Origin of the sequence: Paramagnetospirillum kuznetsovii (assembly GCF_003284725.1) — a bacterium.
GTDB lineage: Bacteria > Pseudomonadota > Alphaproteobacteria > Rhodospirillales > Magnetospirillaceae > Phaeospirillum > Phaeospirillum kuznetsovii.
The window spans coordinates 1-11727 of sequence record NZ_PGTO01000042.1 but is presented as its reverse complement, the minus strand read 5'-3'; the positions used below and the strand labels follow the sequence as shown (position 1 = coordinate 11727).

General features: G+C 63.7%; 13 protein-coding genes. 1 reads left to right on the top strand and 12 read right to left on the bottom strand.

Annotation, left to right across the window (positions count from 1 at the left end):
- Positions 1 to 398: 398 nt before the first annotated feature.
- From CU669_RS20605 to CU669_RS20550, 12 genes are all read right to left on the bottom strand, one after another.
- On the bottom strand, positions 399 to 839 hold the full coding sequence (locus CU669_RS20605) for a carboxypeptidase-like regulatory domain-containing protein (RefSeq protein WP_112147468.1): 441 nt from the start codon (positions 837 to 839) through the stop codon (positions 399 to 401).
- The gene (locus CU669_RS20600) at positions 836 to 1519 is read right to left on the bottom strand and encodes a TonB family protein (protein WP_161539759.1); all 684 of its coding nucleotides are present in this window, start codon (positions 1517 to 1519) and stop codon (positions 836 to 838) included. The genes CU669_RS20605 and CU669_RS20600 overlap by 4 nt, the downstream gene beginning before the upstream one ends.
- Before the next feature lie 17 nt (positions 1520 to 1536).
- The gene (locus CU669_RS20595) at positions 1537 to 2247 is read right to left on the bottom strand and encodes a DUF4198 domain-containing protein (RefSeq protein WP_112147466.1); all 711 of its coding nucleotides are present in this window, start codon (positions 2245 to 2247) and stop codon (positions 1537 to 1539) included.
- A gap of 8 nt (positions 2248 to 2255) precedes the next feature.
- Positions 2256 to 4259: a TonB-dependent receptor gene (locus CU669_RS20590; RefSeq protein WP_161539758.1), complete on the bottom strand. Its 2004-nt coding sequence runs from the start codon at positions 4257 to 4259 to the stop codon at positions 2256 to 2258.
- A 168-nt stretch (positions 4260 to 4427) separates the two neighbouring features.
- Positions 4428 to 4730 carry a cytochrome C oxidase subunit IV family protein gene (locus CU669_RS20585; RefSeq protein ID WP_112147464.1) on the bottom strand — a complete coding sequence of 101 codons (303 nt, stop codon included), beginning with the start codon at positions 4728 to 4730 and terminating at the stop codon, positions 4428 to 4430.
- A complete protein-coding gene (locus tag CU669_RS20580) occupies positions 4727 to 5287 on the bottom strand; it encodes a cytochrome c oxidase subunit 3 (RefSeq protein WP_112147463.1) in 561 nt (186 codons plus the stop codon). The genes CU669_RS20585 and CU669_RS20580 overlap by 4 nt, the downstream gene beginning before the upstream one ends.
- The gene (locus tag CU669_RS20575; protein ID WP_112147462.1) at positions 5284 to 7176 is read right to left on the bottom strand and encodes a nitric oxide reductase activation protein NorD; all 1893 of its coding nucleotides are present in this window, start codon (positions 7174 to 7176) and stop codon (positions 5284 to 5286) included. Before CU669_RS20575 ends, CU669_RS20580 begins: the two co-directional genes overlap by 4 nt.
- Positions 7173 to 7955 (bottom strand): CbbQ/NirQ/NorQ/GpvN family protein, encoded by a 783-nt coding sequence (locus CU669_RS20570; RefSeq protein ID WP_112147470.1) that lies wholly within the window; start codon positions 7953 to 7955, stop codon positions 7173 to 7175. Before CU669_RS20570 ends, CU669_RS20575 begins: the two co-directional genes overlap by 4 nt.
- A 55-nt stretch (positions 7956 to 8010) precedes the next feature.
- Positions 8011 to 9354, bottom strand: a complete 1344-nt coding sequence (locus tag CU669_RS20565; RefSeq protein WP_112147461.1) for a cbb3-type cytochrome c oxidase subunit I — start codon at positions 9352 to 9354, stop codon at positions 8011 to 8013.
- An 18-nt stretch (positions 9355 to 9372) separates the two neighbouring features.
- Positions 9373 to 9822 (bottom strand): c-type cytochrome, encoded by a 450-nt coding sequence (locus CU669_RS20560; RefSeq protein ID WP_112147460.1) that lies wholly within the window; start codon positions 9820 to 9822, stop codon positions 9373 to 9375.
- Positions 9823 to 9836: 14 nt separating this feature from the next.
- The gene (locus CU669_RS20555) at positions 9837 to 10655 is read right to left on the bottom strand and encodes a Crp/Fnr family transcriptional regulator (RefSeq protein ID WP_239988822.1); all 819 of its coding nucleotides are present in this window, start codon (positions 10653 to 10655) and stop codon (positions 9837 to 9839) included.
- Positions 10656 to 10771: 116 nt separating this feature from the next.
- Positions 10772 to 11176, bottom strand: a complete 405-nt coding sequence (locus tag CU669_RS20550) for a hypothetical protein (protein WP_146747834.1) — start codon at positions 11174 to 11176, stop codon at positions 10772 to 10774.
- A 293-nt stretch (positions 11177 to 11469) separates the two neighbouring features.
- Here CU669_RS20550 and CU669_RS20545 point away from each other — a divergent pair, with 293 nt between their 5' ends.
- A complete protein-coding gene (locus CU669_RS20545; RefSeq protein WP_112147458.1) occupies positions 11470 to 11655 on the top strand; it encodes a hypothetical protein in 186 nt (61 codons plus the stop codon).
- Positions 11656 to 11727: the final 72 nt, after the last annotated feature.

Below are 11727 nucleotides of genomic sequence, written 5' to 3'. Positions count from 1 at the left end.
TGCTGCGCTTCATCTCGTCCGTCCTTGTCAGGGCCGGACTCTACTTCAGACTGGAGGAGGATTCCCACGGCAGGTCACAGGTCATCAGCTGAATGCAACGCCAGAGGATGAGTATCATCTCGTGATGATGGCCGAAGGATGAGGGCAGTCTGATCCCAAGCTTGATCCTGTCGGAGAATGGCATTGGCTTCATCCTCAGGATGCCATCAAGCGTTCGTCTGATCAGGATCGTCAGCTTCAGGCGACTGCCTATCGGATTCTAACTGACACAATCACACTGTAGATTGACCAACTACAAGCGCCCCCCCTTCGAAACAGAAGACGAATACCGTGCCTCCATGGGGCGTTTGCTCGATCAAAACCTGACCATATGATCCTAGATCGCCTTTTTCAGAAGGTCATGTGGTGCATTTTTTCAGCCGAACGGCAACGGCAAGCCCCAGATTTCCGATCAGGCTGAGTCCCAACAGGGTGCGTAACAACCATCCTTCGTGGATGGAGCTTCCCATGAATGGATCAGGAGGGGCGATTGCTGTTCGCCCTCCATCTACCGGAACCGTCGCGGTGGACACATGCCCCATGCCGTCATCGGCGGTGACGGTCCACGGCCCATCGCGATCCGGGATGAAGGCGAAGCGTCCAGAAGGATCGGTTCGGCCAGTCTGGAAGGTGTTGGCGTCTCCCGGTGCCTGAACGGTGATGGCGGCATAGGACATGGGTTCGTCGGTGGTGTAGCGGAACTCAACCACCGACGCCCCAGCATTGACGCTCCAGACGACGCCATGCGCCCAGGCCGGGCCTGCGGCGAGCAGCGACAGAAGGATGATCAGACGCTTCATGATCTGACGCGGAACTCCATGATGATGCGCCCCCGGCGCACCGACTGCCCGGTATCGGGGACGAACTGCCAGCGGGCCAGTGCCGTCTTTGTCGCCTCTTCAAACAGCCGTGAGGGTTGAGCCTGGACGATCTGGATGTCGGCGACCGTACCGGCGGCAGTGACGCCAAATTCCGGGGTTACCGCCCCCTCGATCCGTCGCAACAACGCGTGGGGCGGATAAGTTGGGTCCACCTTGATCAGCGGAACCAGATGTTCGGCAGCAGGGCGTGACGGGACCGCCGGTGCGTGAGTTGAGACGGCGCTTTCTTGCTCGACGTTCCCCACCATCTCGGACGGCTTGTCGGTCCCTTCCCGCGAGGTTTCCGTCGAGACTGCCACCGGGGTGGATTTTGGGCTCGGTTTGCTGGTGGTTCGGCGGGGTTGCTCCGCCCGAAGCTGGGGCTGCACTGGCGCGGGCGTCTGGACTGCCTGCGGTTCCGGGGCTGGTGGCGGTGGTTGTTCCCATTGAACCTCCAGCACCATCGGCTCCGGCTCTTGGTGAACCGCACCGAAGCCCCAGCCTAGCAACACCACCGCAAAGCACAGATGCAGCATCGCCGAAATCAGTGCCGGGGCGAGGCGACCAGACAAGGATGTGGCGGCGGGCGGTGATTGCCCCTCCGGCACGTCCAGCGTCATGGCCGCCATCCCCATGCTTAAGGGGCCGAGGCGAAGGTCAGCGTTGCCGCCAGCATGTCCTCGGTCGCCAGATCGGGAACGCTGCCGGGTACCCGATGCACGACGGTCAGGACCGTCTGAGTGACGGCGGGTTCGATCTCGGCAATACCGCCCGCATCAGCCTTGGCCTTCTTCGGCTGGTCGGTCTTGGTCTTGCCGTCGCCGATCTCCACCTCGGCACCGGCCAGGGGCTTACCGGCATAATCCACCCGCACCTTCAGGCGCTCGCCCGGCTTCAGGCGGAAGGGGTCGGCCAAGGGCACGATCTCCAGCCTTTGACCAACCGCCTGGGTCATGCCGTCGCCGGGCAGCAGCAGCTTGGCGAATTTCTGCGACCACATGCTTTTGAGCGCATCGGGCAGGTTGCGCCGGTTGGTATTGCGGTAGCCCTGGGTGGTCTGCGCCCAGAAGCCATTGTCGTAGCGGGCCGCAACCACCGATGCCGCCTTGGGCAGCGGCGCGGCCAGGATGGCATCGGTCACGGTCACTTCGCCCAGCAGTGAGGCGGCCTTGCCATTGGCGACGGCGGACAGGTCGAACAAACGCGCCTTGTCGGGCTGGGAGAAGTCGGCGGGATGACCGTAATGGACCTCCACCCGGCCAGGACCGGCGGTCAGCCAGATGTCGTGGGCACTTGCCGGAGCGGTAATGGCGGCTAGAATTGCGGCGATGGTTGCGCGTTTGATCATGATCGGCCTCACTGGAATCTATAGCTGACGCCGACCAAGCCGGTGAACGCGGCCTGGGGGCTGGTGGCGATGACGCCGCTGCTGGCGGTGGCGATCTCGGCATACCGGTCGCCGGGATAGGCGATGGCCTCGGCGAACAGGCCCAAGCCGCCCCGGAAGCCGTAATTCACCTTGGCCTCGATCACCGGATAGGACTTGGCGTAGGTCTGCCAGCCATTTTGGTCCACGATGGCCTGATGGCCGTAATACTGCCAATAGAGCGTCCCGCTCAGAGTATCGCCGTCGTTGACCTTCTGGCTCGCCTCCAATCCGGCGGTGATGGAATAGACCGGGACATTGGAGATGTCCTTGTAACCGGGCCGGTTCAGCAGCTTGGCGTTGACGGGGCTGTAGCTGGCGAACAGGGCCAAGGATTGGTCGGCATCCTTAAGCACATAGGTACGGCCCTCGAAATCGACGCCCTTGCGCTCCGACTTGCCCAGGTTGGTGAAGGCCCCACCCGGCGGCTGGTAGATTTCGCTGTCCTGCTTGGTGGTCCACCCGGCGATGCGCAGGGTGGAACTGGCCGGAAGCCGCAGCAGCATACCGGCTTCGCGGCTGTAGATCTTCTGCGCTCCGATGAACGGATTGCTGATCAACTCGTCAACGGCGTTGGGAGTACGGAAGCCCTCACCGTAATTGACGAACAGGTCGAGGGCGTCGATGGGGGTCACCGTGGCCCCGATCTTGGGACTGAACACCTCGCCACCCGCCACCGGCGAACTTGCCGGCGTCAGCTTGTTGGTCAGGTCGATGTCGTAGCGGTCGTAACGGGTGCCGCCGGTCAGCTTCAGCCAGGACAGCGGCTTGACCTGGACCTGGACATAGGCGGCGGCGTCGGTCTGGGTGAAGTCGGCGTTGATGGTCACCGCACCCTGGCGGCGACTGAAGGTATTGGCCTTGTTGGACGACACGAAGTCGGCCCGGAGGTCGGCCCCCATCATCAACTGAGACTGCATCCCGATCACGTCGCCGGTCCAGACCTTGCGGCCATTGGCCCCGGTCACCTCGCGGCGGTCATGGATGGCGGTCTGCTGGCCACTGGTATAGCTGGTGGAATAGCGGGTCGCCTCCTCGTGATCGACGTAGGCGTTGATGGTGAGGTCGTTATCGGGTTGGCCGGTCACCCAGTTGAGGACCACCATCTGCTGGTCCTTCTTGCCGCCGTCGGTGGGGTTCAGCGACGAGGTGGCGGAAATCTGGCCGCTCTGGATGCGGTCGCGGCGGATGTAGCCCGGCGCATGCCATTCACCGCCATAGGCTTGCAGCTTGGCGGTCAGAGTGCCGTCACCCGCCGTCGCCACGGTACCCTTGGCCATGGCGTTGTAGCGGTCCCAATCCGAGTTGGAGCGATAGCCATCGGTATGATACGCCTCGGCGGCCAGATAGGGAGTGATGCCGCTTCCGGCAATCGCGCCGCTCTGACTGAAGGTGGCGAGGCCGCGCGCGGTGCCGTAGGAGCCACCGGACACGCCGACGCTGGGTGCGGCCTCGGACTGCTTGGTGACGATGTTCACCGCGCCCGCGATGTTGGCTTGGCCGTATTCCGGGCTGAACGGGCCGCGGATCACCTCCACCCGCTCGATGCTCTCGGGCAGGATGAAGTTGAGGTCGGCATAGTTGGGGGTATGCAGGTTGGACACCGAGTTCACCGGCATGCCATCGACGGTGTAGGAGATGTCGCGACCATGCTGGCTGGTCTGGAAGCCGCGCATGCCGATACCGTAGCCGATGCCTCCCTGGCCGAAATTGGAGACGATCATTCCCGCCACCGGGCGGAAGATATCCACGTAATGGGCGAGTGGGCGGCGTTTGATCTCTTCCGCCCCGATCACGGTGGTCGAGGCCGGAAGGGCTTCCGGTGCAGCGGTCACCATGGACTGGGACGACGGCTGGCCGACCACCGTCACGGTACCCAAAGACGTCGGCGACGGTATCGCCTGAGCCCAGGCCGCCTCACCCGCAAAAAGCACAAACAACCCCGCTCCGGCAAGCGCGAACGCCTGCCGGTCAATTCCGACCTTGATCATCTCAATCCCCTGTCAGCGAACTCAAAAAGATTATGCGACTTCGTGTTGAGGTTGAGAGTAGCGCCCCGAAATGGGGGAGGCAATAGGCAATGAGTCGGTATGGCGGAGCCCTCAGGGACGGCTCGTCCCCGCCGCCAGATAAAGCGCGAAGCACAGCCCCAGAATCACCAGCAGCAGGGCGTTGAACAGGCCCCGCCAGCCACCACCGGCCCGCCGGAGATCGAGGAAATGATCCAGCACTTGGCGGGCCTTGATGAAGCTGGCGATCAGCGCCACCGCCACGGCGAGCAGGCTCGACCGCTGCCCACTTCCGCCAGTCAGTGCCGCTCCGACCGAAAGAACGGTCAGACCGACGAGGACGGCCCAGGCGCGCAGCAGACGACGGCCCCAGAGGCGAGAGTCTTCATGGGTCATCGCAGCAGATACACCAGAGGGAACAGGATCAGCCAGATCAGATCGACCATGTGCCAAAAGGCGGCGCCGGTCTCCAGATTCTCCACCGAATTCTTCCAGCCGACGATGCCCAGCACGATGATCCCCATCATCACATGGGCGGCATGAAAGCCGGTCATCAGATAGAACAGGGTCCAAAAGCCATTGGTCTCGATGCCGAAGCCCTGGGCGGCCTTGTCGGCGTATTCCACGCCCTTGATGACAAGGAAGCAGGCGCCCAGCGCCGCCGCTCCCGCCAGCCACCAGCGCGATTCCGCAACCTTCGAGGTCGAGCGGGCCAAGACGGCGCGGGCCGCCAGATAGCCGCTGGTCACCAGGATCAGGGTATTGGCGCCGCCCAGGGGGATGGACAGGCTGGTCTGACCGGCGAGGACCATCTCGGGATGCAGCAACCGCACCACGGCGAAGCCGACGAACAGGGCGCCGAAAACCAGCAACTCGCCCAGGATCAGAACCCACATCAGCGGATTGCCGGGCAGTTCAGACAGAACGCCCCAATCGGCGGGCGCGTCGCTCATGCCGCCAACTGCCGGTAAATCTTGGGCAGGGCCGCCGAGAGATGGGCGAGATGGCCGACGATGGCGTAATGGCCGCGCCCGAACAGATGGGGGAAATAGCCCTGGGCCTTGCGGTCGATGGTGATGCCGAACACGGCAAGGCCCTTGGCGCGGGCCTCCAGCACCGATTTCCGCGTATCCTCGACGCCGTAGCGGCCTTCGTAATGGTCCACGTCGTTGGGCTTGCCGTCGGTCAGCACCAGCAGCAGGCGATGACGCTCGGGCCGCTCTTCCAGCCGCCCGGCGGCATAGCGGATGGCGGCGCCGATGCGGGTGTAATAGCCGGGACGGATGGCGCCGATACGCCGCATGGCCTTGTCGGCGAAGGGTTCACCGAAGTCCTTGACCACATCGACCTTGACCCAGTCGCGCTTGCGCGAGGTGAAGGTGGCCACCGCGAAGGGATCGCCGCAGGCGGCGAGGCCGTGGCCGAGTACCGCCAGGGCCTCCTTCTCCACATCCAGAACCCGGCGATTGTCGATCCAGGCATCGGATGACAGCGAGGCATCCACCAGCACCATCACCGCCAGATCGCGGTCCTGGGCGCGGTGCTGTTGCCAGACCCGGTCCGAGCCATTGCCGCTGGCCCGGAGGTCTGACCGGGCGCGGACCAGGGCGTCCATGTCGAGATCCTGGCCATCGGCCTGGGCACGCAGCAGCACGGGGCGGGTGCGCAGCGCCTCGAACTGGCGCCTGACCGCGCGGATGCGGCGCTTTGCATCGGCATCGGGCACCCAATCCTCGCCCTCCTCGGTGGCCGGTCCCACCAGCACCGAGCAATGATCCGCATGATGGGATTGGATGCGGTAATCCCATTCGGGCAGCAGGAAGGTGCCGGTGAGGCGGCTGGTATCGGTGGCCGAGGGCGGCAGGTCCAGGTCGAATTTCAGCTTGGTCGCCGCCTTGCGCGAATGCTGGGCCAGGGTGATGGTGTCCATGTCCTCGGCGGCCTTCCTGGCCTCTTCCTCGTCGGTATCGTCGGAAGCGCGGTTGACGTTGACCATGTCGGCCATGGCCAGGATCTTCTCGAAGCGATTGAGAATCAGCGAGTCCTTACGGTCGGCATTGTCCTCGTCCCGGCGTTCGGCCTTGCGCCTTGCTTCGTCCTCGGAGTCTTCCTCCTCCTTGCCGCCCGGTTGGGGCTCTACGTCCTCGCGGGGCAGGGTGGCGAAGCTCCCCGGCAGGGCCTCGCCCCACAGCGGTACCGGAAGGAACGGGCAATAATCGAGCGACGCCTTGGCCTCCAAGTCCGGCAGCAGCGAGGCGGGATCGGTCAGCACGGCGACGACCATGGCCTCGACCTGGGCCTCGGCGCCGGACAGGCCGCGCTGGGGCCGAGCCTCCATCAAGGCGGCGCACAGCGCGCGGTGCCGTTGGATCAGGCCGGGAAAGCGGGCGAGGGCGGCCCTGGTCGCCCGTTGCGCCATCTGAATCCGCGCCAGATCGGCTTGCAGCGGCTCGGGCGGCAGCGGGGTCGGCTCCAGCACCGCGAAATAGGCGGCCAGCCAGAAATAAAAATCGCGGTTCAGCCCGGCATCGGCGAACAGGGAGATGACCGGCGGCAGCGACAGGCTGGTCTCGTCCCGGCTGGCGGTGGTCAGGCGTTCGGCCTCCATGCCGATGCGCTGCTTGAAGCTGAGGCGATGGCCGGATTCGCGGGCCGCCGCCGAGGTGATCTGAACGCCGCGATCGCCGCCCAGGCCACGAAAGAACACCGCCAGACGCGGACGCACGGAATCCAGGGTCACCGCCGCCTGGGGGTGGGACGGCCAGGTGGCCTTCTCACCCACCCAGCGATGCCACAGGGTTCCGACCCGCTCCTCCAGTTCCAGGAAGGACAGCCAGTTCATCCGAAGATCGCCTTGGCCACCTCTTCCAGCCCGGCCTTGACCTCTGGGTCGTCGGACAGAGGCTCGATCATGGTGACCTGGACGGCCTCGCGGATGCCCAGACCGGCTTGCAGCAAGGTGGCGCAATAGACCAGCAGGCGGGTGGAAACCCCTTCCTCCAGATCGAGGCCCTTCAGGGCGCGCAGTCGCTGGGCCAGCAGGATCAGGGGCTGGACCCGGCCTTCTTCCAGGCCGGATTCCTCGGCCACCACCTTGCGTTCCAGATCCGGGGCGGGGAAGTCGAATTCGATGGCGACGAAGCGCTGGCGGGTGGACGGCTTCAACTGCTTCAAGACGTTCTGGTAGCCGGGGTTGTAGGACGCCACCAGCATGAATTCGGGGGGCGCGCTCAGCATCTCGCCGGTGCGCTCCAGGGGCAGGATACGGCGGTCGTCGGTCAGCGGGTGCAAGACCACCGTCACATCCTTGCGGGCTTCGACCACCTCGTCGAGATAACAGATGCCGCCGGTGCGCACCGCGCTGGTCAGCGGCCCATCGGCCCAGACCGTATCGCCGCCCTTCAGCAGGTAACGCCCGGTCAGGTCGGCGGCGGTGAGATCGTCATGGCAGGACACGGTAAACAGCGAACGACCAAGCTTGGCCGCCATATGGGCCACGAAGCGGGTCTTGCCGCAGCCGGTGGGGCCTTTCAGCAGCAAGGGCAAATGATGCCGCCAGGCCAGTTCGAACAGACCGCATTCATTGCCTTGGGGCAGGTAGAAGGGCAAGGACTCGGACATGAAAAACTCCACAAGAAATAGGGGCGGCCACCAGTGATGGCCGCCCCTCTCTCACTTACTCGGCGGGCTGGGCGGCGACGCGCCCGGCCTGCTTGACGCTGCCCGGAACGGCCAGCGACCACACGATCAGGACGACGCCGACGAAGGTGACCACACCCGCGCCAAGACGCATCCAGTAGAACAGGCCCAACTGCTCCTGCACCTCCATGAAGCCCATGCCCATCACCCGCTGGAGATGGCTCTGCACCACTCCGGCGAAGGTCAGGGCGAAGGTCATGAAGGTCACGCCCGACGAGGTGATCCAGAAACCCCACATGTTGAGCATCTGGTTGTAGGGCTCACGCTTCAGCAGATTGGGCATGGCATAGGTGAACATGGCCAGATTGACCATGACATAGGCGCCGTAGAAGGCCAAATGGCCGTGCGCCGCCGTCACCTGGGTGCCGTGGGTGATGTAGTTGACCGGAGCCAGGGTATGGAGGAAGCCCCACACACCGGCGCCGAAGAAGGCGAACACCGAGCAGCCCAGCGACCACAGCAAGGCGGCCTTGTTGGGATGGTTGCGGCCACCCTTCCACACCATCATGAAGGTGAAGACCACCATGGCGAAGAACGGCGCCACTTCCAGGGTCGAGAACACCGAGCCGATCCACTGCCAGTAACCGGGGGTGCCGATCCAGTAGTAATGGTGGCCGGTCCCCAGGATGCCCGAGAACAGGGCCAGGCCGATGATGACATACAGCCACTTCTCGACCACTTCGCGGTCGACGCCGGTCAGCTTGATCATCAGGAAGGCCAGGATGGAGGCCATGACCAGCTCCCAGACGCCCTCGACCCACAGATGGACGACCCACCACCAGAACATCTTGTCCAGGATCAGGTTCGACGGGTTGTACAGCGAGAACAGGAAGAAGATGGCGATGCCCCACAGGCCCAGCAGCAGGACATTGGTGATGGCCGTCTTGCGGCCCTTCAGCACCGTCATGGAGATGTTGAACAGGAACATCAGCGCCACGACGACGATGGCCAGCTTGATCCACAGCGGCTGTTCCAGGAACTCGCGGCCCTCATGGATGTGGAACAGATAGCCGATTACGGCGGCGGCGGCCCCGATCAGGAACAGCCAGAACTGGACGATGGCCAGCTTGGGACTGTACAGCTCGGTTTCCGCCTCTTCCGGGATCAGGTAATAGGCGGCGCCGAAGAAGCCCATCAGCAACCACACGATCAGGGCGTTGGTGTGGATCATGCGGGCGATGTTGAACGGCAGCAATTCGGACAGCGTGTTGGGTATCACCACGATGGTGCCGATGATCAGGCCGAACAGCACCTGGGCGACAAACAGGGCGAGCGCTCCGGCGATGTAGTAGAGCGCGACTTTTTGTGATTCGTACTTCATTTATCTTCCTCCCCCGCTTTAGCCGGAAACCTTGGGCGGCCAGTTCTGGGTGTTGACTTCGCTGGTCCACTTGAAGAAATCGACAAGGTCGTCCAATTCCTTCTCGGAAATATCGAAATGTGGCATCTGGCGACGCCCTTCGATGCCGGTGGGCATGCTCTTGATCCAGTTCTTGATGCCGTCGCGGGCCGTCGCAGCGTCCTCGCGGCCGCCATAGCGCACCCAGACATTGCCCAGCTCGGGGGCGAAATAGGCGCCCTCGCCCATGATGGTGTGGCAGTCGATGCAGGCGTGCTTTTCCCACACATGCTTGCCCGCCGCCACGGAAGGCGTGACGGGATGGGTGGCGGACATCTCGTTGACGGTGCTGACGCTATGTCCCACCAATCCAACAAAGACGACGAAGAAAAAGACGGTGCCGCCATAGAATATGTTTCGGGCGGCTGCTTTGGTTAAGACTTCCGACATTGCGCTCCTCCGGTTCAAACGTTTCGGAAATTCCGATAGGCGGCCCGCTGCCTTTGCTGGGCCGTACTCCCGTCCTGGGTGGCGACTCCGAGTTCCCCCTCGATGAGGCCACGAAGGGCGGAAATATCGTTGACGACGATGGTGTTGCGGTTGCGCCGCTCGACCCCGGCTTCCGCCAGACGGGTCAAGGAGCGGGCGAAATGGGCGGGCGTCATGCCCAACTGTCCGGCGATGGCCTTCTTGGGAATGTCGAGAACAAAAGAGTGGTCGGCCCCGGCCTGCTCCGCCTGCTCCAACAGGAAAGCGGCCAGCCGCTGCACCCCGGTCAGGCAGCGCTGGGCCATCAGGGCGTTGGCCAGGGTCTGGCTGCTGGCGGCGACCAGAGAGAGAAAGGCGTGGGACAGCCCACCATGGCTTTCCAGGGCCACCAGCATGGCGGATCGGGGAATGCCGACCACCAGGGCGCCGGTCAGAGCCTCGGCGGCGAAGATGTGCCGTCCGTTGAACAGATCGGCCGCCCCCAGGATGGCCGGGGCATGGACGCCATCGACGATGACCCCATCCGGGCCGTGCAGGATGACGTCGCCCCGCATCACCACGTAAAGGGTGTCCACCACCTCCTGGGCGGCAAACAGGCCGGTGGTCTCGGTGACATGCAGCACCTGGGCACCGAGCAGCAGGCGATCGAGGCTGTCGGGAGGCAGTTGATCGAAGGGAGAAATATCGGCCAGACGATCAAGCGCCACCCGGTCGGGACGCCGTCGCGGCCAGCGCCCGCCCCCTATGGGTGGGGCGCCCTTGCCGACGGATGCCATGGCATCTTCCAATCTCATGATCCGTGTTCCTTCCAAGGGGCTACACGACGAACCACTCCCGGCACGCCCTGATGGCGCGGCACGGATGATGGCGGGGCGTGGAAACCCGGTCACATTCGCAAGGCGAGAAACGCTCAGGCGATGGACGGGGGCGCGCGGGAAGGACCGTCACCCGGAAGGCGACGCGACACGGCAAGAACCTGGGAATGGGACCATGGCCCGGCATCGGGACCAAGCCGCATGGGGGCGGCGATCTGACCGCCCTGGTCGGAGACCAGTTGATATGAGGCGGGGAAGCAGAATTGGCAGAAGCAATCCGAAGCAGTGCCCTGGACCGGAGTGCCGCTTTCCTTGGAGCAGACGGACTGGGCAAGATCGGCCAGAAAGCGGTCCGCGATACCATCGGTGGACTGGGCGACGGCAATTCCCGCCATCCCGCCGCCGCTTCCCCTGACCACCGCATTGGTCACCACCTGCGTCACCAATCCGGCAAGCAGCAGGCAGACCAAAAGGGCGTTTCTGAGCAACGGGCGCTTCATGCCGGTTCCGTCCAGCAGGCCCCTCCCAGTGAGGCGCCTCGCCGGACACATTACGCCGCGGCACGTGCCATGCTTTGATTTCGGTCAAGCCGAAAGACAAGGAAAAATCATATCGAGCTTCGTTTCGTTGATTTTGGTAAAGCTTTGAAGCACACTTATATACAGATCTCAACAGACATAGAGCTAGGTTGGTATGTGATGAATCGATTTCGCTTTTGAATAAGATGTTGTCGTTGATATAACTCATACATTAGAACTATCCATAGCTAGATACATTTAGGATACTTGTGAATATGCCGCACATGACGACCCGCCAGACCACCGCCCCAGACCCCGAGTTGATTCGGGCAGGCCGCCTTGCGGTCGGCCTGGCCGGGCTTGTCGCCCTGGCCCTGGCGGTCATTGTCGGGGTTCATTCCGTGGGATCGGGCCCGCCTCAGGGCGGCGACGTGGCGGAAACCCTGGTGAGGCACGGATGATGGGGTGGACGGCCCCTGCTCACCGGCGTCGCAATGCGCCAAAGTGGTCGTTGGAAACAGACCATAAAGAGG